The following is a 21,882-nucleotide window of genomic DNA, read 5'->3' on the forward strand; positions in this document are numbered from 1 at the left end:
TCACCTCTCACCCCGATCAAGGCGACCCTGCTCGGCCTTCTTAGCGAACTGCAGCGCGATCAGCGTCGCCTTCAGCGGGCGCATCAGGCCGAGGGTCGAGATGAGGATCAGCGGTGTCCATAACAGGGCGTGGACCCAAAAGGGGGGCGACCAGCTGATTTCGACCCACAGAGCCAGACCGACCACCAGCGTGCCGGCGAGCAGGATGATGAACACCACAGGGCCATCCCCTGAATCGGCGAAGCTGTAGTCGAGGCCGCAGGCCTCGCACGCCGGCGCGACATCAAGGAACCCTTTGAACAGCTTGCCACGGCCGCAGCGCGGGCAGCGACACCCAAGTCCAGCCGCGTAAGGCGAAACACCCGAGTCGTAGGGTTGAAGGTCCATGGCGTTTTATCCCGCGCCTCGCTCCGAAACGCATGAGGGGCGGCCTGCGCCGCCCCTCATCGTTCGATGGAGCATCGATCGGTCAATGAGGAGCGGAACCGCCCCCCCAGACATAGATGAAGGTGAAGAGGAACAGCCAGACCACGTCAACGAAATGCCAGTACCAAGCCGCCGCCTCGAAACCGAAGTGACGCTCGGGCGTGAAATGGCCGAGATAGATGCGGTAGAGGCAAACGGCGAGGAAGATCGTACCGACGATGACGTGGAAGCCGTGGAAGCCCGTCGCCATGAAGAAGGTGGCGCCGTAGATGTTGCCGGAGAATCCGAACTCCGCATGGCTGTACTCATAAGCCTGCAGCATCGAGAACAGCACGCCGAGAGCGACCGTGAGCCACAGGCCCCACTTCACGCTCTGCCGGTCACCATGGACGAGTGCGTGGTGCGCCCAGGTCAGCGTGGTGCCGGACGTCAGCAAGATCAGCGTGTTGAGCAGCGGGAGATGCCACGGGTTGAACGTCTCGATGCCCTTGGGCGGCCAATGCCCGCCGGTGAACTCGTCGCGGGTGAAGTTGATCGCCTCGCCGGCGAACAGCGACGCATCGAAGAACGCCCAGAACCACGCCACGAAGAACATTACTTCGGATGCAATAAACAGGATCATGCCGTAGCGCAGATGCAGCTGCACCACCTGCGTGTGATCGCCCTTCTGGCCCTCGTTGATGATGTCCCGCCACCAGACCGCCATGGTGTAAATGACGCCGAGCAGACCGGCGATCATCACCAGCGACGTGAGCTGACCGTGCATCCAGAACACGGCGCCGACGGCCAGCACGAACGCGAAGCCCGAGACGACGACCGGCCACGGGCTCGGCTCGACGAGGTGGTAGTCGTGATGCTTGGCGTGGGCCTCGGCCATGGGTCGCGCTCTCCGTTCGTCGTTCTCTCTAGCGGGCCGCCGCCACGGCCGCAACGTGTTGATGGCCCTCGCGGGCGTGTCGAAACAGCGCCCCCGTCACAACGGAGCTGCCGCCGGCTTCGCAGGGTTCGCCGCAAGCGGCGAGGGTTTGGCAAAAAACGTATAGGACAGCGTGATTGTGCCAACGCTGTCGAGTTCCGGGTCCTCGGCGAGCGCCGGATCGACGAAGAACGCGACCGGCATGTCGAGGGCTTCACCGGGTTTCAGCGTCTGCTCGGTGAAGCAGAAGCACTGCATCTTCGCAAAGTGCGGACCCGTGCGTTCGGGCGTGACATTGTAGGTTGCCGACGCGGTCGTATCGGTCGCTGCCCGGCTCACCACGCGGAAATAGACCAGTTGCGGCTCGCCCACCTTGACGGTCATGGAGCGGACTTCCGGCTGGAAGCTCCAGGCGAGCCCCGGCGCGACATTGGTGTCGAAGCGCACCTCGACGGTGCGCTCCAGCGGCTGCGCCGGCAGAGCGGTTGCGACAACCGTTGCACCGCCGAAACCGGTGACGCGGCAGAACATCTGGTAGAGCGGCACAGCCGCATAGGCAGCGCCCACCATCGCCACCACGAACAGGCCGCACGACAGGGCGACCACGCGGTGGCGGCGCGCATCGGCACGGGGGTTGCCACGGGGCGAGGTGTCCAGCTCATTCATAGCGCTCGCCTCCTCACAAGGGCCGATTCAGGACACCGGGACCGAGCTTCACGATGGTCACGATGTAGAACAGCAGACACAGGGCGCCCAACGTCAGGGCGATCGCCAGGGAGCGGGCGCGCCGGCGCCGGCGCTGCTCTTCGGTGAGCCTCACATACTCGGCAATATCGGCACGCTGCGGGTCATCCGGCTTGCCGTCTCGGGTTCCGTCATCGGTCATGAGCGTCCTCGCGGCCGGCATGGATCACAATCCAAGTCCGGCCGGCATCTTCACGGCCTCCGCAAGGAGCACGGCGAAGAGCAGGAAAAGATAGAGAATTGAGAAGGCGAAGAGCTGCCGCGCCGCCTGCTCGGCCGGCGCGCCCTCGCGGCGCTGGAAGACCCGCCAGGCGAGGAGAAGCATGATGCCGCCTGTGGCGATGGACACGACGCCGTAAGCAAGCCCCGCCATCCCCAGCGCGAAGGGCGCGACGGCAAGCGGAACCAGCACCAGCGTGTAGAGCAGGATCTGGCGGCGCGTCTCGTTGGCACCCGCGACGACCGGAAGCATGGGCACGCCGGCACGTGCGTAGTCGCCCGTCTTGTAGAGCGCCAATGCCCAGAAATGGGGCGGGGTCCAGAAAAAGATGATGAGGAAGAGGACGATGCTCTCGAGGCCAATGCCGCCCGATGCCGCTGCCCACCCGACCACGGGCGGAAAGGCGCCCGCAGCGCCGCCGATCACAATGTTCTGCGGCGTCGAGCGCTTCAGCCACATCGTGTAGACGACGGCATAGAAGAAGATGGTGAAGGCCAGCAGGGCCGCCGCGAGCTCATTCACCAGCAGGCCGAGCACAAGGACGGACCCTACCGACAGGGTGAGGCCGAAAGCGAGCGCCTCGCCCGGCAGCACGCGACCGGCAGGAACAGGGCGACCGCGCGTGCGGGTCATCACGGCGTCGATGTCGGCATCCCACCACATGTTGAGAGCGCCCGAGGCACCGGCTCCGATCGCGATGCAGAGCAGCGCCGTAAACGCGATGATCGGGTGGATCTCGCCCGGCGCGCGGACGATGCCGACGAGCGCGGTAAAGATGACCAGCGACATCACCCGCGGCTTCAGCAGGGCGATGTAGTCCGAAACCGAGCCATACGACATCTCGGCGAAGGCAGGAGCGTTACGGACCGATGCCTCGCCAGCCAGCGCCTCGCCGAGGCGCGGGTCGCCGCTCGCCATGTCATAATCGCGCGAAGCGACGTCGCTCATTCCTGCACTCCCATGCCGTGTGACCGGCATCAGCCAGACGTCGATCGATGCGCGGCACCCGCGCCTTCGGACCGGAACGGCGCGGGTGATCCCGCGCCGTCATTCGAAGGAATGCCGAGCGGCACTCCTGCAGATCACCCTCAGATCACTTGATCCGCGGAAGCGTATCAAAATGATGGAACGGCGGCGGGGAGGACAGCGTCCACTCCAGCGTCGTCGCGCCGGCGCCCCACGGATTGTCGCCCGCCGGGACCTTGGCCGCGAACATGCGGTAGATCCCGAACAGGAACACCAGCACGGCAAAGCCCGAGATGTAGGAACCGATCGAGGAGATGAAGTTCCAGCCCGCGAACGCATCCGGATAGTCGGCATAGCGGCGCGGCATGCCGGCAAGGCCGAGGAAGTGCTGCGGGAAGAAGACGAGGTTCACGCCGACGAAGGTGAGCCAGAAATGCACCTTGCCCCAGAACTCGTCGTACATGTAGCCGAACATCTTCGGCGCCCAGTAGTACCAGCCCGCAAAGATCGCGAACACCGCACCGAGCGACAGCACATAGTGGAAATGCGCGACGACATAATAGGTGTCGTGCAGCGAGCGGTCGATGCCCGCATTGGACAGCACGACGCCGGTGACACCGCCGACCGTGAACAGGAAGATGAAGCCGATCGCCCAGAGCATCGGCACGCGGAACGAGATCGAGCCGCCCCACATGGTCGCGATCCATGAGAATATCTTCACGCCCGTGGGTACCGCGATGATCATCGTGGCGGCGACGAAATAGGCCTGGGTCGAGGCCGACAGACCGACCGTGTACATGTGGTGCGCCCACACGACGAAACCCACCACGCCGATCGCCACCATCGCATAGGCCATACCGAGATAGCCGAACACCGGCTTCTTCGAGAAGGTCGAGACGATATGCGAGACGATGCCGAAGCCCGGCAGGATCAGGATGTACACTTCGGGGTGGCCGAAGAACCAGAACAGGTGCTGGAACAGGATCGGATCACCGCCACCGGCCGGATCGAAGAAGGTGGTGCCAAAATTGCGGTCCGTCAGCAGCATGGTGATGGCACCGGCGAGCACCGGCAGCGACAGCAGCAGCAGGAACGCCGTGACGAGCTGCGACCAGGCGAACAGCGGCATCTTGTGCAGCGTCATGCCCGGCGCGCGCATGTTGAGGATCGTGGTGATCAGGTTGATCGCGCCGAGGATCGAGGACGCGCCGGCGATGTGCAGCGACAGGATCAGAAGGTCCATCGCCGGGCCGGGATGGCCGATCTTGGAGGACAGCGGAGGATAGATGGTCCACCCGCCGCCGAAACCATGCGAACCGGCCGCGCCCTCGACGAACAGAGACAGGATCGCGAGCGCGAAGGACGGCGGCAGCAGCCAGAACGCCACATTGTTGATGCGCGGGAAGGCCGTGTCGGGCGCACCGATCATGAGCGGGACGAAATAGTTGCCGTAGCCACCGATCATGGCCGGCATGACCATGAAGAAGATCATGATCAGTCCGTGGCCGGTCGTGAACACGTTGAAGGTCTGCGGATCGGAGAAGATCTGCATCCCCGGCTCCTGCAGTTCCATGCGGATGCCGATGGAGAGGATGCCGCCGACGATCCCCGCCACGATGGCGAAGATCAGGTACATCAGGCCGATGTCCTTGTTGTTCGTCGAATAGAGCCAACGCCGCCAACCCGTCGGGTCGCCTGCGTGACCGGTGGATGCGGCTCCGTACGTGGCCATGTGATCGTCCCTCGAACCCGCGCTTGCGCGCGTCTCATGTCATTCGAACGTGCCGGGCGCCTCAGCGCACCGGCGAGGCAACCAGACCGCCCTCGGCGACCTTCGTCGACCCCGCGGGCAATGCCGCGAACTTCTTCTTGGCCTCTTCGATCCAGGCCGTGAACTGCTCGTCGTTCACGACGCGGATGGCGATCGGCATGAACGCGTGATCCTTGCCGCAGAGCTCGGAGCACTGGCCGTAATAGACGCCTTCCTTGGTTGCCTGGAACCAGCTCTCGTTCAGGCGCCCCGGAAGGGCGTCGATCTTCACGCCGAAGGACGGCAGGGCGAACGAGTGGATGACGTCCGCAGCGGTGACCTGGATGCGCACCGTCTTGTTCACCGGCACGACCACCTCGTTGTCGACAGCGAGCAGGCGAGGCTGGCCGGGCTTCAGGTCAGCATCGGGAACCATCATGCTGTCGAAGCCGAACGGGCCATTATCGGGATACTCATACGACCAGTACCACTGGTGGCCGGTGATCTTGACCGTCAGATCCGCCTTCGGAAGGTCGAGCTGAAGGAACAGCAGGCGGAAGGACGGTATCGCGATGGCCACCAGGATCAGCACCGGCACCACGGTCCAGACCACCTCGATCAGCGTGTGATGGGTGGTCTTCGAGGGAACCGGATTCGCCTTCTCGTTAAACTTCAGCGCCACCACGACGAGCAGGACGAGCACCAGCAGCACGACGGCGATGATGATCGCGAGCAGAAAATGGTGGAAGGAGTGGATGCTCTCCATGACCGGCGACGCCGCGCCCTGCAGATTGATCTGCCACGGCGAAGGCTGACCGGTACCGGCTAGAGCCGCGCCGGCGCCCGCAAACAGGGCGCAAAGCCCTCCGCTCAAGCCCGCGCCTGCGCGCATCGCGCTGCTGACCCACGACCTCATTGCGATGCTCTCTCCCTCGAACGCCGTCAGGCCGCCCGGTCGCGAAACAGGGGTCGACACCCCGTCGCGCAGGCGGCATTTGATCCTCATCAAACACAAATCCGCCACCCTCGCAACGATGCTGAGGGGCCTCGCTCTGCGACAAGACGTCGGGTGGCTGGAACCATTCCATCTGGCGCACGCAACCAAAGGCGCCGTATTCTTGACATGTCGCTGAGGCGTTGTACGCCCTCTTCCATCGGCGCAGCACAGCAGCAGGGGCGGTGATTCGTACCCTCCCGTTCTCGCATGCGCCGACGCTTCGCCGGCTCGAATCGCCTTCCCTTACTGCCTTCGGGAGACAGCCCATGCGCGGGTTCCCTTCGTTCCGGCCAATGGCCGCCGCAGCGCTCGCTCTCGCCGGCCTCGCCGCCGGCTCGGTGGGTGCCAACGCCCAGGGCGTCGTGCGTTCGGTCCATGGGGAATGGCAGATTCGCTGCGATACACCGCCCGGCGCACAGGCCGAGCAATGCGTGCTGCTCCAGAGCGTTCAGGCCGACGACCGGCCCAATGTCGGTCTCACCGTCATCGTGCTCAAGACGACCGATCAGAAGAGCCGGCTCCTGCGCGTGCTGGCGCCGCTCGGCGTCCTGCTGCCCTCGGGGCTCGGCCTCAAGATCGACAACACCGATGTGGGTCGCGCCGGCTTCGTTCGCTGCGTTCCGAACGGCTGCGTCGCCGAGGTCGTGATGGACGACAAGCTGATCAGCCAGCTCCGCACCGGCCAGAACGCCACCTTCATCATCTTCCAGACGCCGGAAGAAGGAATTGGCATTCCCCTCAGCCTCAAGGGCTTCGGCGAAGGCTACGACAAGCTGCCCTGAGCATGTCCGCAACGACCTTCGTCATCTTCGACATGGACGATGTGCTCGTCCATTACGACCCCGATCTGCGCCGCGACGCCATAGGCCGCCTCGCCGGTCTCGACGGCGTCGAGGTCGGCCGCCGAATCTGGGACAGCGGGCTCGAGGATGCGGCGGATGCGGGAGCGCTGAGCGCCGACGCCTATCTCAGATCGGTCAGCGAGACACTTGGCGTGCCGTTCGGCCGCGACGAGTGGCTGCGCACCCGCGCCCTCGCGATGCGCCCGAACCCGGACGCCATCACCCTCGCCGATCGTGTCCGCGCCCGCGCCCGCGTGGCGCTCCTGACCAACAACGGCTTCGTCATGCGCGAGCATTTCGATGAGTTGGTGCCCATGCTGAGGCCGCTTTTCGGGCCGGCCATGCACACCGCCGCCGAGTTCGGCACCAAGAAGCCCGACCCGGACGTCTATCGCCGCTTGCTCGCCGTGCACGGGGTCATGCCGGCGATGGCGCTGATGATCGATGACAAGCCCGCGAATGTCGCGGGCGCCATCGCCGCCGGCCTCGCCGCCCATCATTTCACCGACGCCTCATCGCTGGAGGCACATCTGCGCGAAATCGGCCTTATATAGAGTCACACTCTGCAAGGTTCCTCTCGCCCAGCCGCCCATGCCCGAACTCCCCGAAGTCGAAACCGTCCGCCGCGGCCTCAGCCCGGCCATGGAAGGCGCCGTTATCCTGGCCGCCGAGGCACGACGGCCCGACCTGCGCTGGCCGCTGCCCGACCGCTTCGCCGAGCGTCTCGCCGGGCGCCGGATCGTCAGCCTGGCGCGTCGTGCCAAGTATCTTCTTGCGGACCTCGACGCGACCGAGGGCCAGGATGCCGAAGTGCTCGTGATGCATCTCGGCATGTCCGGCTCGTTCCGGCTCGAGCGCCCGGGCGAGAGCCTGGCCCCGGGAGCCTTCGCGCTGCCGCGGTCGAAGGCGGCAGCGCATGACCATGTCGTACTGCGACTGGGGAACGGGTTCGACGTCGTCTATAATGACCCGCGCCGCTTCGGAGCCATGCTTCTGGTTCCGCGGACACAGCTCGAAATCCATCCGCTTTTCCGGAACCTCGGCCCCGAGCCCCTCGGGAACGCGTTCGATGCCGCGCATCTCGCGCGTGCCTGCGCCGGCCGGACGACGAGCCTGAAGGCGGCGCTGCTCGACCAGAAGATCGTCGCCGGCCTCGGCAACATCTATGTAAGCGAGGCGCTTCATCGCGCCGGCCTCTCGCCGCACCGCGCCGCGGGAACGCTGGCGCAACAGACGGGCGCCCCATCGGCCCGGGCGACGCGCCTCGTCGCCGCGATCCGGACGGTCCTCGACGAGGCTATTGCCGCGGGCGGATCGACCTTGCGCGACCACGCGCAGGTGGACGGCGAACTCGGCTATTTCCAGCATGCCTTCCGCGTCTACGATCGCGCGGACTCCCCCTGCCCCACTCCCGGCTGCCAGGGCATCATCCTGCGCACGGTGCAGGCGGGGCGCTCCACCTTCCATTGCTCGACCTGTCAGCGGTAGGATTGCCCATGAGCTACGAGACCCTCCTTGTCGAGACGCGCGGCCGGGTCGGCCTGATCACTCTCAACCGGCCGAAATCGCTCAATGCGCTGAACGGCACGCTGATCGGCGAACTCAACGCGGCGCTGGACACGTTCGAGAGCGATGCCGCTATCGGCGCGATCGTACTGACCGGATCCGAGCGGGCCTTCGCTGCCGGCGCGGATGTGCGGGAGATGCAGCCCCTCACCTTTCCCGGCACGTATGCCGATGACTTCATCACCAGTTGGGATCGCCTCGGGCGGTGCCGCAAGCCGGTGATCGCGGCAATCGCGGGCTACGCGCTGGGCGGGGGCTGCGAGATCGCCATGATGTGCGACATCCTGCTGGCCGCCGACAATGCGCGCTTCGGCCAGCCGGAGATCCAGCTCGGCATCATGCCCGGCGCCGGCGGGTCCCAGCGCTTGACCCGCGCCATCGGGAAGGCCAAGGCGATGGAGATGTGCCTCACCGGCCGCACCATGGATGCCGCCGAAGCCGAGCGCGCGGGGCTGGTATCGCGGGTCGTCCCCCTTGCGGATCTCCTGCCGGAGGCCTTGGCGGTCGCCGAGAAGATCGCCGACCTTCCCCTTCAGGCCGTCCTGCTGACCAAGGAAAGCGTCAACCGGGCGTTCGAGACCACGCTGGCGGAAGGCATAAGGTTCGAGCGCCGCATGTTCCAGGCGCTGTTCGCCACGCTCGACCAGAAAGAAGGCATGGCGGCGTTCGTCGACAAGCGAACCCCCTCGTTCCGGAACGGATAGCCCGGCGATCCGGTTGACGCGGCGGCTCGGTCCGACTATAAGCCCGCCACTCGCGTCGGCGTCCTCTCGGCACGCCACGCTCCGTTTTTGCCACATGACATCCCAGCGGCGCGATCTACGATCGTTACCGCGACGACCAAGAGGACGGCCGATGGCCAATACGCCTTCCGCCAAAAAGGCGGCTCGCAAGATCGAGCGCCGCACCAAGATCAACAAGGATCGGCGTTCGCGCATGCGCACCTTCGTGCGTAAGGTCGAGGAGGCGCTTGCCTCCGGCGACCAGGCCGCAGCCGGCGTGGCCTTCAAGGCCGCCGAGCCGGAGATCATGCGTGCAGCCCAGAAGGGTGTGCTGCACAAGAGCACGGCCTCGCGCAAGGTTTCGCGCCTTGCTCAGCGCCTTGCCAAGCTGGGCGCCTGATCGCCCCTGCGTCCATCGACATCCCGTGAGTTTGCAAGCCCGGCCGGTGTGCCGGGCTTGTTGCGTTTCTACCCCGGGCGACGCTGTTGCACATCTGTCACGGAACCATCGAAACGGCCCGGGCAGGCAAATTCAACATCCCCCTTCTTGACTCGAAAACGCCATCGAACTAACCCGCCGCCGCCTCGAAATAGCGACGGGCAGCAGCCAGCCCGCACAAAAATATCTTATGTATTTCAAATATTTACGACCCAAGACCGACGATGCCGCTCGAATCGGCAGGCGCCACCCCGCCACACGCCGGAAATGAGCGATCAAAGTGCATTTTCCCATGCCGACGAGGCCCCGGGATTCTCGCTGGCGAGTCAGAGATTTGCCGACTGACGACCGAATCGGCGGCCCCGAATCCGTGGCCGAAAGGCCGCAGTGACGGTTCGGCAGATGCCAAGAGCGTTGCGCCGGGGGGGCTCCCTGTGTATGTTGAATTCACCTTCGGGGCTCCCGGAGACCTCAGCTAAAAGTTGAGTTTCGCAACCACTCATCCGTCGTGGGGAGGTAGTTCCGTGCTTTTTGATACGAGAACTCTCGTCCGCGGAACGCATTGCGAACAGCATTACATCGTTCTTCTGCGAAAGAGTGCGGAAGACTTGTTGTAAGTTCTCCAAGCGTTGCTTCATCGCTTTTCGTACAAGAATAAATATTAAGAGGGCGGGCAACAATGTTGCCCGTAAAGGGGCGACTATGAGCATTGACACGTGCGGTCCTCGGAACGCATGGCATGACATGGCCGGGGCCGGTGCTGAGACGAGCCGCCTCGCGACAGGGCAGCGCTGCCGCGGCACGACAGCCGGGCCTCCTCTGGCCTCCCCGGGGGAGTCGGAATGCGCTTGCCGTGGCCGGGCCGATCCGCGCTGAACGAGCGTCGTTCTTCCAGACAATCACCAGAGATGCACGAACGCCGGATACCGATGCGTTCGAGCGCTCGCGAGTCGGCTCGGCGAGCTTGCCGACCGATCGCCTTCGTCCGTCGTGGCGGGAGATATCGCGCATGTTCAAGCCAAACCAGAACGAGTTCTCGGCAGACTCGCTTTTTCCCGCGGAAGTGGAAGATTTCAAAGGCGCACAATCTACGATGAACGACCCGAATGATGCCTGGACGCGAATCCGCAGCCGCCTGCGCGCGGAAGTAGGCGAAGAGATTTATCTCAGCTGGTTTGCGCGCATGGAACTGGAAGGCGTCGTTGATGGCCGCATGCTGCTGTCGATTCCGACGCGGTTTCTCAAGAGCTGGATCCAGAGCCATTATCTCGACCGGCTCAACGAATTGTGCCGCGATGAACTTGGCCCCACCGGCCATGTCGAACTGGCCATGCGCACAGCGGTGATGCGGCCGAGCGGACAGCCTTCCGCCGCCGCCCGCCCCGTTGTCCGCCACGGGGATCCGCGCCGCCGCACGAGCGCCTCCGACGAGCCGACGCGACGCCCGCTCGACGACGGGCGGGACCCTAACGCGACCGCCGACATCAGTGTCGGATCGCCGCTGGACCCCCGCCTCACCTTCACCACCTATCGGGTCGGCCGGTCGAATGCACTCGCCCAGGCGGCTGCGATGCAGGTGGCCGACGCGCCGAACGGCGGCGGAACGGTATTCAACCCTCTCTACCTCCACGCGGCGGTCGGTCTGGGCAAGACACATCTGCTGCAGGCCCTCGCCGCCGCTGTGGTCGGGCGTGGCCAGCGGGCCGTCTACCTGACCGCCGAGCGCTTCATGTACGGCTTCGTCGCGGCCCTGAAGAACCAGTCGGCGATCGCCTTCAAGAACCAGTTGCGCGGGATCGACGTCCTGATCATCGATGATCTCCAGTTCCTTCAGGGAAAGAGCGTCCAGCAGGAATTCTGCCATACGTTGAACGCGCTCATGGACAGCGGCCGGCAGGTCGTGGTCGCGGCTGACCGACCGCCCTCGGAACTCGACGCGCTCGACGAGCGGGTCCGCTCGCGGCTCGCAGGCGGGCTGGTGGCGGAGATCGCGCCGCTCGACGAGGATCTGCGGCACGCCATCCTGACGGCACGCGTCGCGGCGCTGGCGGAAACGCATCCGGGTTTTGCCGTTCCCGCCGATGTGCTCGCCTTCATCGCCCGCAATTGCGGGCAGAACGGCCGGGATCTGGACGGCGCCTTGAACCGCCTCCTCGCCCACAACCGCTTCGCCGCCCGTGCGATCACGCTGGAAATGGCGGAAACCGCCATGCGCGATCTGGTCCGGTCAGCCGAGCCGAAGCGTGTGCGCGTAGATGACATTCTACGGGTCGTGGCCAAGCACTACAATGTCAGCCGCGCGGATATCCTCTCGCAGCGCCGCACCGCAAATGTCGTGAAGCCCCGGCAGATAGCCATGTATCTCGCCAAGATCATGACGCTGCGCTCGCTGCCCGAAATCGGGCGGCGGTTCGGTGGCCGCGACCACACCACCGTGCTTCACGCCGTGCGCAAGATCGAAGGCCTGGTCGGCCGCGATCGTGCGCTCGCCGATGAGGTCGAGGCCATCAAGCGGGAGGTCGACGAATAGAGCGGACTCAGCGGCGCGGGAGGTTTTCCCCGCAGTTCCCCCTTGTCGTCCCCATCAATCGTTCCCCCGCAAACGGTTCGCCCTTGCACAATGGCCACCGGATCGGCAATGTCGTCCGCCCGGTGGCGCGCCCGCGCCGCCACGCCGGGAGTGTCGGGCACGTCGCCTGCGGGGTAGCGCCTTGCAGGACGTCCGTTGGCCGCCGCGTCCTGCGCGTCCAGTGTTTCCGAGAAGAGTACGGGTAACGCGGCCATGAAGGTCACTGTCGAGCGGGCCGAGCTGCTCAAGTCCCTCGCCCATGTCCATCGCGTCGTCGAACGGCGCAACACCATTCCCATCCTGGCGAATGTGTTGATGCGGACCGGTCCGCGGGGGTTGGCGCTGAAGGCCACGGATCTCGACATCGAGATCGTCGAGACCATCGCTGCCGAGGTCGCCGGCGAAGGGGGCACCACCGTGCCGGCGCACACGATCTACGATATCGTGCGCAAGCTGCCCGACGGTTCGCAGGTCCAGATCGAAACCGGAGCGGCCACGGACGGGCGCGACTCCGGCACCCTCACGGTACGCGCCGGCCGCTCGCGCTTTACCCTGCAGACCCTGCCCGAGACCGATTTCCCCGATCTTGCCGCCGGCGAGCCCTCGCATCGCTTCAGCCTGCCCGCCGGCGAGCTCAAGCGGCTTGTCGAGAAGACGCAGTTCGCCATTTCGACCGAGGAAACACGGTACTATCTCAACGGCATCTACCTCCATGTGACCGACGGGGGCCAGCCCACGCTGCGCGCGGTGGCAACGGACGGCCATCGCCTTGCCCAAGCGGAGACCGCGGCTCCGGCCGGTGCCATCGGCATGCCCGGCGTCATCGTCCCCCGCAAGACGGTGGCGGAGATTCAACGGCTGGTCGAGGATGGCGAGACCGAGGTGTCGGTCGAACTCTCAAGCTCCAAGATCCGCATCTCGCTGGCCAGCGTCATCCTGACCTCCAAGCTGATCGATGGCACCTTCCCGGACTATGGCCGGGTGATACCGCTCGCCAACGACAAGACGCTGGTGGTGGACAAGGCCGAGTTCGCGGCCGCCGTTGATCGCGTGTCCACGGTCGCCAGTGAACGCGGCCGGGCGGTCAAGCTCGCGCTCGCCGACGGTCGGCTGGTGCTGTCCGTGACCAATCCCGACTCGGGCAGCGCCACGGAAGAGCTTGAGGTTGAATACAATGCCGAGCCGCTCGATATCGGCTTCAACAGCCGCTACCTGCTCGACATCACCGGGCAGCTCGAGGGCGGTAGCGCCGAGTTGAAACTGGCCGACCCCGGGTCACCGACGCTGGTGCAGGACCCCGAGAAGCGCGGCGCGCTCTATGTCCTGATGCCGATGCGGGTGTGACCGGGCTCGTCGCGCGTCCACATGCGCGCATCACCTCGCTCCGGTTGACGCAGTTTCGCAGCTATTCCGCCGCGCTGCTGCGCGTGTCCGAAGGCCCGGTGGTTCTGCTCGGACCGAACGGAGCGGGCAAGACCAACCTGCTGGAAGCCATTTCGCTGCTGTCACCGGGTCGCGGGCTGCGGCGCGCATCGGTCGACCAGCTCGCTATGCGAGCGGAATCCGGCGAGGCAGCGCTCTCATGGGCGGTTGCTGCGACCGTTGATGGCGCCTTCGGCGAGGTGATGCTCGGCACCGGCACCGAGGCGGACCCCGGCACCGAGGCGAGAGCCCGCCGCTGCCGGATCGATCGGGTGCCCGTCGGCTCCGCTGCCGCCTTTGCCGATCATCTGCGTATCCTCTGGCTGACACCTGAGATGGACGGCCTTTTCATTGGTCCGCCCTCCGAACGTCGGCGCTTTCTCGACCGGCTGGTACTCGCGGTCGACGCCTCTCATGGTGCGCGCGTAAACGGGCTGGAGCGCGCGCTGCGCTCACGCAACCGGCTGCTGGAGGATCCGGCGTCCGACGCACGCTATCTCGATGCGATCGAGCAGGAACTGGCCGCGCTGGCGATCGCCGTGGCCGCCGCGCGAACGGAAAGCGTGCGTCGCCTCACGGCCGGCATCGCCGCGGGGCGCGACGACCGCTCCCTGTTTCCCTGGGCAACTATTGAACTGGACGGATCGGTGGAACGGGCGCTCGGCCAGCAGTCGGCGACGACCGTCGAAGACGACTACAGGCTGGCTCTGGGGCGTTCGCGCACGCGCGACCGCGCCGCAGGCCGTACCCTCGATGGCCCTCATCTCACGGACCTGCTGGTCGGCCACGGCCCGAAGGCGTTGCCGGCAGCGCTCGGCTCTACGGGCGAACAGAAGGCATTGCTGATCGGCCTCACTCTGGCCCATGCGCGTCTCGTGGGCGAGATGGCGGGCCTTGCGCCGGTGATGCTGCTCGACGACGTCGTCGCCTATCTCGATCCCGACCGACGTGCGGCTTTGTTCACGGCCCTCGATCATCTGGGCGCGCAGGTGTGGATGAGCGGCGCCGACCCTTCCGCCTTCGCCGCGCTGGACGAGCGGGCGGAACGCTTCACCGTTGCGCCGGGAGTGGTGCGGCCGGATTGACCGGCAGGATGTTTCACAACACGCGGAGCCGGCCATGCTCGACCATGTCTCGATCACCGTTTCGGATGTCGCCCGCGCCGCGCCGTTCTGGGATGCGGTGATGGCCGCGCTCGGCGTGCCCTGTGTGCGCCGGGATGAGAGCGGGGCCGGCTACGGTGTCCGCAACCGCGCGGGTGATGACGGCCACACCTATCTGTCGATCGTCGCTACGCGCGGCACGCTGGTGCCGGACAACCGGCACTGGTGCCTGCGCGCGCCGAGCCGCGCGGCGGTCGATGCCTTCCACGCCGCCGCCCTCGCCCATGGCGGACGCAGCGACGGCCCGCCGGGCCTACGCCCTGCCTATCACCCTGCCTATTACGCGGCGTTCGTGCTCGATCCCGACGGTAACCGCATCGAGGCGGTCTGCCATCGCCCCGACGACGGCGGGAAGGGCTGATCGCACGCCGCGCCGGCCGGCTGCCCCTTGACCTCTCGCGCGCGAGCGCGCACGTAGGGTCAATGGATTTCATCGGTCTGCTCGTCTTCGCGGGAGCGCTCGCGCTGGCCGCCGCCTCTCCGGGGCCGAGCGTCGTCGCTGTCGTCGCCCGCACGCTGGCGCGTGGCAGCGAGGGCGCGGTGCCGCTGGTGGCGGGCATCATCCTCGGCGACATGGTGTGGCTCGCGGCGGCGGCGCTCGGACTTGCCGCGCTGGCGGCGGCGCTGGGCTCGCTGTTCATCGTGGTGCGCCTCGCGGCAGCGGCCTATCTTGCCTATCTCGCCTTCCGGCTGTGGACCGCCCCGGCCGACGCGCCGCACGCGGCGACCATCCGCGAGCCGGGATCGGCCGCGGGCCTGTTCCTCACCGGGCTTGGCATGACGCTGGGCAATCCCAAAGCGATGGCGTTCTACCTCGCCCTGCTGCCGAGCATCATCGATCTCGACCGACTGACCGCGCTCGGCTTCGCCGAATTATGCGTGGTCATCACCGCCGTGCTGGCCGGCGTGTTCGCGGCCTATGTGGTACTCGCCGGGCGGGCGCGGCGGATGGTGGCGAGCCAGCGGGCGGTGCGCTGGATCAACCGCGCCTGCGGCACCGCCATGGCCGGCGCGGCGGTCGTCGTCGCCACGAAATGACCGCGCGTTTGCGGTACAAGAATCCCTGACACTCCAAACGATTCGAGACGCATTCCATGGCCGATCCGGCACACGTGCCCACACCCGACGAATATGGCGCCCAGTCGATCCAGGTCCTCAAGGGCCTCGACGCCGTGCGCAAGCGGCCGGGCATGTATATCGGCGACACCGATGACGGCTCGGGCCTGCATCACATGGTCTACGAGGTGGTCGACAACGCCATCGACGAGGCGCTCGCCGGCTATGCCGACCTCGTCACCGTGACCCTGAACGCCGACGGCTCGGTGACCGTCACCGACAATGGCCGCGGCATCCCCACCGACCTCCACCCGGAGGAGGGTGTGTCGGCGGCCGAGGTCATCATGACCCAGCTGCACGCCGGCGGTAAGTTCAACCAGAACTCCTACAAGGTCTCGGGCGGCCTGCACGGCGTCGGCGTCTCGGTCGTCAACGCGCTGTCGACCCATCTCGACCTCACCATCTGGCGCGACGGGCAGGAGCATTTCATGCGCTTCCGCCACGGCGACGCGGAAGCCCCGCTGAAGGTGGTGGGCCCGGCGCCGGCGGGCGCGCGCGGCACCAAGGTGACGTTCCTGCCCTCGCCGGCGACCTTCACGAAGGTCGATTTCGATTACGCCACGCTGGAGCATCGGCTGCGCGAGCTCGCCTTCCTGAATTCCGGCGTGCGCATCCTGCTCACCGACGCACGCCACGCCGAGGTGAAGACCGAGGAACTGATGTACGAGGGCGGCGTCGAGGCGTTCGTGCGCTATCTCGACCGCTCCAAGCAGGCGCTGCTGCCGAAGCCCGTGGTGATCCGCGCCGAGAAGGACGGCATCACGGTGGAATGCGCGCTCTCGTGGAACGACGGCTACCACGAGAACGTGCTCTGCTTCACCAACAACATCCCGCAGCGCGATCGCGGCACGCACTTCACCGGCTTCGCCGCCGCGCTGACGCGGCAGATCCTCGGCTATTCCGAGCGCTCGGGCCTTGCCAAGAAGGAGAAGGTGGACCCGACCGGCGAGGATTGCCGCGAGGGGCTCACGGCTGTGCTCTCGGTGAAGGTGCCGGACCCGAAATTCTCCTCGCAGACCAAGGACAAGCTGGTCTCCTCCGAGGTCCGCCCGGTGGTCGAGGCGCTGGTGAACGAGGCGCTCGGCGACTGGCTGGAGGAAAATCCGGCCGAGGCGAAGTCGCTGGTCGGCAAGGTGGTGGAGGCCGCCGCCGCCCGCGAGGCGGCACGCAAGGCGCGCGAGCTGACGCGGCGCAAGAACCCGCTCGACGTCGCCTCGCTGCCCGGAAAGCTGGCCGACTGCCAGGAGCGAGACCCGGCGAAGTCCGAACTCTTCATCGTCGAGGGCGATTCGGCCGGCGGCTCGGCCAAGATGGGCCGCAACCGCGCCTTCCAGGCGATCCTGCCGCTGCGCGGCAAGATTCTGAACGTCGAGCGCGCCCGCTTCGACAAGATGCTGTCGTCCGAGCAGATCGGCACGTTGATCACGGCGCTGGGCACAGGTATCGGCCGCGACGACTTCAACGTCGACAAGCTGCGCTACCACAAGATCATCATCATGACCGACGCGGACGTGGACGGCTCCCACATCCGCACGCTGCTGCTGACCTTCTTCTTCCGGCAGATGCCGGAGCTGCTGGAGCGCGGGCACATCTACATCGCCCAGCCGCCGCTCTACAAAGTCACGCGCGGCAAGTCCGAGCAATACCTCAAGGACGAACGCTCGCTGGAAGACTACCTGATCACCCAGGGGCTGCAGGAGACGACGCTGGCGCTCGCCTCGGGCGAAGTGCTCGGCAGCGCCGATCTCCAGGCCGTGGTCGAGCGGGCGCGGTCGTTCCGTTCGGTTCTCGGCTCGCTGCATCCGCGGTACAACCGCGCGGTGGTCGAGCAGGCGGCGCTGGCCGGCGCGCTGTCGGCGGGCCGTCTCGCCGACGAGTCGGCGGCGGACGCAGCGGCGACCGAAGTGGCCCGCCGCCTCGACCTCGTCGCCGAGGATATCGAGCGCGGCTGGCACGGCGAGGCCGATCCGAGCGGCTACCGCTTCGTGCGCACCGTGCGCGGCGTCAAGGAAGTCGCCGTGCTCGACGCGGCCTTCCTGCAGTCGGCGGAGACGCGCCGGCTCGACACGCTGGGGCAGGACCTCGCCGAAATCCACGCCGCCCCGGCGAAGCTGCGGCGCAAGGGCGGCGAGGTGCTGGTCAACGGGCCGCTCGACCTGTTCGACGCCGTGACCGACGCCGGCCGCAAGGGCGTGAGCGGCCTCCAGCGCTACAAAGGTCTCGGCGAGATGAATGCCGAGCAGCTCTGGGAAACGACGCTCGACGTCAACGCACGCTCGCTGCTGCAGGTCAAGGTGAAGGAGGTCGCCGATGCCGACGACCTGTTCAACCGCCTGATGGGCGATGTGGTGGAACCGCGCCGCGAATTCATCCAGGACAATGCGCTGCAGGCGAGCGTCGACGTCTGACGCGGTTCCGGGGCGGGGCGCGCGGCGCGCGGCGCCCTTGCCAGCGCCGGGGCGTTCGCGTCACGGTGCGTCCTCCTTCCCCCTGTGACCGGATCCGGGTGCCGTCATGAACACCGCCCCCTCCCTCCCCGCCCGTACCGGCGCCCGCCTGCTCGTCGACGCGCTGGTCGCCAACGGCGTCACCCGCGCCTTCGGTGTGCCCGGCGAGAGCTATCTCGATGTGCTCGACGCGCTCGCCGACACCGCGGTCGAGTTCGTCATCTGCCGCAACGAAGGCGGCGCCTCGATGATGGCGGAGGCCACCGGCAAGCTCACCGGCCGGCCGGGCATCTGTTTTGTCACCCGCGGTCCCGGCGCGACCAATGCGAGCGCCGGCGTGCATGTGGCGCAGCAGGATTCGACGCCGATGATCCTGTTCGTCGGCCAGATCGGGCGCTCCATGCGCGGGCGCGAGGCGTTCCAGGAAGTCGACTACCGCGCCGTGTTCGGCTCGCTGGCCAAGTGGGCGGTGGAGATCGACGAGGCGAAGCGGGTTCCGGAGATCATCGCGCGCGCTTTCCGCGTCGCCATGCAGGGCCGACCGGGACCGGTGGTGGTCGCGCTGCCCGAGGACATGCTGGCGGAGGTCGCCAGTGTGGCCGACGCTCCTCCCGTAGAGCCGGCCGAGACCTGGCCGGGCCTCACCGACATGATGCGGCTGCAGAAGCTGCTTTGGACGGCGAAGCGGCCCGTCATGATCCTCGGCGGCAGCCGCTGGGACGCCCGCGCCACCGCCTCGGTCACCCGCTTCGCCGAGCGCTTCGACCTGCCGGTAGCGGCAAGCTTCCGCCGGCAGATGCTGTTTCCCGCCGATCACGCCTGCTACGCCGGCGATGTCGGCCTCGGCATCAATCCCAAGCTGAAGGCGCGGCTACAGGGTGCCGACCTGGTCATCGTCGCGGGCGGGCGGCTCGGCGAGATCCCTTCGCAGAGCTATTCGCTCTTCCCGATCCCCGATCCGGGCGTGCCGATGGTGCATGTCCATGCCGAGGCTGGCGAGCTCGGGCGCGTCTATCAGCCCGCGCTGGCCATCCACGCCTCGGCGGGCGCCTTCGCGGCGGCGCTGGAGGGCGTGCAGCCGCCGCACGAGATCGCCTGGCGGGCATGGCGGGAGGAGGCCCGGGCCGATTATCTCGGCTGGACCGAGGCCATCCCGGCCAATCCCGGCGCGGTGCAGATGGGCACGCTGATCCGGCGCCTGCGCGAACTGCCGGCGGAAGCGACGATCTGCAATGGCGCCGGCAATTTCGCCATCTGGGTGCATCGCTTCCACCGTTTCCGCAGCTTCGGCTCCCAGCTCGCACCCACCAGCGGCAGCATGGGCTACGGCTTCCCGGCGGCGATCGCCGGCAAGCTCGCCTATCCTGACCGGCCGGTGATCGCCGTGTGCGGCGACGGCGATTTCCTGATGACGGGGCAGGAATTCGCCACCGCGATCCAGTACGGCATACCGGTGATCGCGGTGGTGGTCGACAACGGCATGTACGGCACCATCCGCATGCACCAGGAGCGCGAGTTCCCCGGCCGCGTATTCGGCACCGAGCTGCGCAATCCCGATTTCGCCGCCTATGCGCGCGCGTTCGGTGGCGTGGGCTACACGGTGACGGAGGACGCCGAACTAGCGCCCGCCTTCGACGCCGCGCTGGCGTCGGGCCAGCCCGCCCTGATTCACGTAAAGCTCGACCCTGAAGCGATCACCCCGGTCGCCACGCTCTCGGCGATCCGCGAGAAGGCGCTGGAAAAGGGCTGAGCAAGCGGCTTTCCCAGAAGTCCACGCGTCATGGCCGGGCTTGTCCCGGGCATCCATGCCGTTCAGCACGCTAAGTCGTGGATGGCCGGGACAAGCCCGGCCATGACCGGAATTAGGTGACCCCGCGTCGAGAACCCGTCAGGCCGCGCCTTTTGCCAATTCCCCCGCCAACGCGCGGGCGATGAGCGCGCGGGTTTCAGTGATGCCGTAGGCGGCGACGAACGTGCCGAAGCGCGGGCCTTCCTTCTCGCCCAGCAGAAGCTCGTAGAGCGCGCTGAACCAGGCGAAGGAGACGCCCGGCCCGCCGTCCGGCCCCTTGCGCTTCTGGTCCTGATAGCGCGGGATGGGCCGGGCGACATCGAGCACCGCATCCTGGATCGCGGCCGTCTCGGCCTCCTGGCCGAGCGCGGCGAGCGCCGCGTCGAGCTGGGCCAGCGCACCGGCCTCCACCGCGTCCGGCAGGCGGAAGGCGCGGCGCGGCTTCACCCGGTCGATGAAATAGCGCACGGCATAGCCGGCCAGCCGGTCGAGCGCGGGATGGCTGACCGCGCTGACACCGGGAGCGTAGCGGTGGATCATCCGCCACAGCACGTCCTTGTCCTCGGCGTTAGCGGCCGAGGCGAGCTTCAGCAGCAGGCCGAACGAGACCGGCATGTCCTCCGCCGGCGGGGCGCCGGAATGGATGTGCCACACCGGGTTGCCGAGGCGGTTCTTGCCGTCCTGCGCCGGGTAGCGGGCGAGGAAGTTGTAATATTCGTCGACCGCCTTAGGGATGACGTCGAAATGCAGCTTCTTGGCCGAGCGCGGCGACTGGAACATGTACAGCGCGAGGCTCTCCGGGCTGGCATAGGTCAGCCATTCGTCGATGGTCAGGCCGTTGCCCTTGGACTTCGAGATCTTCTGGCCGTTCTCGTCGAGGAACAGCTCGTAGACGAAATGCTCCGGCGCCACGCCGCCGAGGATCTCGCAGATGCGGTCATAGATCGGCGCGTTGGTCTGGTGGTCCTTGCCGAACATCTCGAAGTCGACGTCGAGCGCCGCCCAGCGGGCGCCGAAATCCGGCTTCCACTGCAACTTCACCTGGCCGCCGGTGACCGGGACGGTCTTGTCCACCCCGTCCTCGTCGGTGAAGGTGATGGTGCCGGCCCTCGCGTTCACCTCCTTCAGCGGCACATACAGCACGCGCCCCGAGGTCGGCGAGATCGGCAGGAAGGGCGAATAGGTCGCCTGGCGCTCCTCGCCCAGCGTCGGCAGCATCACCTCCATGATGGCCTCATACGTCTCCGCCGCCTTGAGCAGGACGGCGTCGAGCTTGCCGGACTTGTAGTAGTCCGTCGCGCTGGCGAACTCGTAGTCGAAGCCGAAGGTGTCGAGGAAACGCCGGAGCATAGCGTTGTTGTGGTGGCCGAAGCTCGGATAGTCCCCACCGAACGGGTTCGGCACGACGGTGAGCGGCATCTGCAGATAGGGCCGCAACGCAACGGGATCCGGCACGTTCTCCGGGATCTTGCGCATGCCGTCCATGTCGTCGGAGAAGCACAGCAGCCGGGTCGGCACCTTGTCATCGGTCAGCACGCGGAAGGCGTGGCGCACCATCGTGGTGCGCGCCACCTCGCCGAAGGTGCCGATATGGGGCAGGCCCGAGGGGCCGTAGCCGGTCTCGAACAGAACTTCGGCTTTGGGTTTCCGCTTGAGACGCTCGACGATCTTGCGCGCTTCCTCGAACGGCCAGGCGCCGGACGTCTCCGCCACCTCGCGCAGTTCGGACGCAACATCTCCGACCGTCGCGGTCGCCGTCATGATCTGACCTCTAGCCACTTGAAGAAC

General features: G+C 66.7%; 20 protein-coding genes. 12 read left to right on the forward strand and 8 right to left on the reverse strand.

The window, feature by feature from the left end; translation table 11 throughout:
• The 7 genes from ACEUEL_RS13755 to coxB form a co-directional block, all read right to left on the reverse strand.
• Positions 1-387, reverse strand: a complete 387-nt coding sequence (locus tag ACEUEL_RS13755) for a DUF983 domain-containing protein (protein WP_405706183.1) — start codon at positions 385-387, stop codon at positions 1-3.
• 82 nt (positions 388-469) lie between these two features.
• Positions 470-1,303, reverse strand: a complete 834-nt coding sequence (locus tag ACEUEL_RS13760) for a cytochrome c oxidase subunit 3 (RefSeq protein WP_405706185.1) — start codon at positions 1,301-1,303, stop codon at positions 470-472.
• 96 nt (positions 1,304-1,399) lie between these two features.
• On the reverse strand, positions 1,400-2,008 hold the full coding sequence (locus ACEUEL_RS13765; protein WP_405706188.1) for a cytochrome c oxidase assembly protein: 609 nt from the start codon (positions 2,006-2,008) through the stop codon (positions 1,400-1,402).
• Between the two features lie 13 nt (positions 2,009-2,021).
• A complete protein-coding gene (locus tag ACEUEL_RS13770; protein WP_405706190.1) occupies positions 2,022-2,228 on the reverse strand; it encodes a hypothetical protein in 207 nt (68 codons plus the stop codon).
• A 24-nt stretch (positions 2,229-2,252) separates the two neighbouring features.
• Positions 2,253-3,254, reverse strand: coding sequence for a heme o synthase (locus ACEUEL_RS13775; RefSeq protein ID WP_405706193.1), 1,002 nt, complete (start codon positions 3,252-3,254; stop codon positions 2,253-2,255).
• A 145-nt stretch (positions 3,255-3,399) separates the two neighbouring features.
• Positions 3,400-5,004: a cytochrome c oxidase subunit I gene (gene ctaD, locus ACEUEL_RS13780; RefSeq protein ID WP_405706195.1), complete on the reverse strand. Its 1,605-nt coding sequence runs from the start codon at positions 5,002-5,004 to the stop codon at positions 3,400-3,402.
• Positions 5,005-5,065: 61 nt separating this feature from the next.
• Positions 5,066-5,914: a cytochrome c oxidase subunit II gene (coxB, locus tag ACEUEL_RS13785; protein ID WP_405706781.1), complete on the reverse strand. Its 849-nt coding sequence runs from the start codon at positions 5,912-5,914 to the stop codon at positions 5,066-5,068.
• A gap of 371 nt (positions 5,915-6,285) precedes the next feature.
• Between coxB and ACEUEL_RS13790 the strand changes: the two genes are divergently transcribed.
• From ACEUEL_RS13790 to ACEUEL_RS13845, 12 genes are all read left to right on the forward strand, one after another.
• Positions 6,286-6,801, forward strand: a complete 516-nt coding sequence (locus ACEUEL_RS13790; RefSeq protein ID WP_405706198.1) for an invasion associated locus B family protein — start codon at positions 6,286-6,288, stop codon at positions 6,799-6,801.
• 2 nt (positions 6,802-6,803) lie between these two features.
• A complete protein-coding gene (locus ACEUEL_RS13795; RefSeq protein ID WP_405706200.1) occupies positions 6,804-7,415 on the forward strand; it encodes an HAD-IA family hydrolase in 612 nt (203 codons plus the stop codon).
• Positions 7,416-7,452: 37 nt separating this feature from the next.
• Positions 7,453-8,349 carry a bifunctional DNA-formamidopyrimidine glycosylase/DNA-(apurinic or apyrimidinic site) lyase gene (gene mutM, locus ACEUEL_RS13800; RefSeq protein ID WP_405706203.1) on the forward strand — a complete coding sequence of 299 codons (897 nt, stop codon included), beginning with the start codon at positions 7,453-7,455 and terminating at the stop codon, positions 8,347-8,349.
• A gap of 8 nt (positions 8,350-8,357) precedes the next feature.
• Positions 8,358-9,131 carry an enoyl-CoA hydratase gene (locus ACEUEL_RS13805; protein ID WP_405706206.1) on the forward strand — a complete coding sequence of 258 codons (774 nt, stop codon included), beginning with the start codon at positions 8,358-8,360 and terminating at the stop codon, positions 9,129-9,131.
• Positions 9,132-9,282: 151 nt separating this feature from the next.
• A complete protein-coding gene (rpsT, locus tag ACEUEL_RS13810) occupies positions 9,283-9,549 on the forward strand; it encodes a 30S ribosomal protein S20 (protein ID WP_405706209.1) in 267 nt (88 codons plus the stop codon).
• A 1,132-nt stretch (positions 9,550-10,681) separates the two neighbouring features.
• Positions 10,682-12,118 carry a chromosomal replication initiator protein DnaA gene (gene dnaA / locus ACEUEL_RS13815; RefSeq protein ID WP_405706783.1) on the forward strand — a complete coding sequence of 479 codons (1,437 nt, stop codon included), beginning with the start codon at positions 10,682-10,684 and terminating at the stop codon, positions 12,116-12,118.
• Between the two features lie 252 nt (positions 12,119-12,370).
• Entirely contained in the window at positions 12,371-13,501 is a 1,131-nt protein-coding gene (dnaN, locus tag ACEUEL_RS13820) for a DNA polymerase III subunit beta (RefSeq protein ID WP_405706212.1), read from the forward strand.
• Positions 13,498-14,664: a DNA replication/repair protein RecF gene (gene recF, locus ACEUEL_RS13825; RefSeq protein WP_405706214.1), complete on the forward strand. Its 1,167-nt coding sequence runs from the start codon at positions 13,498-13,500 to the stop codon at positions 14,662-14,664. The genes dnaN and recF overlap by 4 nt, the downstream gene beginning before the upstream one ends.
• Before the next feature lie 34 nt (positions 14,665-14,698).
• Positions 14,699-15,103, forward strand: coding sequence for a VOC family protein (locus ACEUEL_RS13830; RefSeq protein ID WP_405706217.1), 405 nt, complete (start codon positions 14,699-14,701; stop codon positions 15,101-15,103).
• A 62-nt stretch (positions 15,104-15,165) separates the two neighbouring features.
• Positions 15,166-15,780, forward strand: coding sequence for a LysE family translocator (locus ACEUEL_RS13835; RefSeq protein WP_405706219.1), 615 nt, complete (start codon positions 15,166-15,168; stop codon positions 15,778-15,780).
• A gap of 56 nt (positions 15,781-15,836) precedes the next feature.
• Complete coding sequence (gene gyrB, locus ACEUEL_RS13840; protein WP_405706222.1) at positions 15,837-18,266, forward strand: DNA topoisomerase (ATP-hydrolyzing) subunit B; 2,430 nt, start codon at positions 15,837-15,839, stop codon at positions 18,264-18,266.
• A gap of 106 nt (positions 18,267-18,372) precedes the next feature.
• A complete protein-coding gene (locus tag ACEUEL_RS13845) occupies positions 18,373-20,055 on the forward strand; it encodes a thiamine pyrophosphate-binding protein (protein ID WP_405706224.1) in 1,683 nt (560 codons plus the stop codon).
• Between the two features lie 138 nt (positions 20,056-20,193).
• Here ACEUEL_RS13845 and ACEUEL_RS13850 read toward each other — a convergent pair whose 3' ends face one another.
• The gene (locus ACEUEL_RS13850; RefSeq protein ID WP_405706227.1) at positions 20,194-21,855 is read right to left on the reverse strand and encodes a lysine--tRNA ligase; all 1,662 of its coding nucleotides are present in this window, start codon (positions 21,853-21,855) and stop codon (positions 20,194-20,196) included.
• Between the last annotated feature and the right edge of the window lie 27 nt (positions 21,856-21,882).

The sequence above is a fragment of the Ancylobacter terrae genome, from assembly GCF_045108345.1.
Taxonomy (GTDB): domain Bacteria; phylum Pseudomonadota; class Alphaproteobacteria; order Rhizobiales; family Xanthobacteraceae; genus Ancylobacter.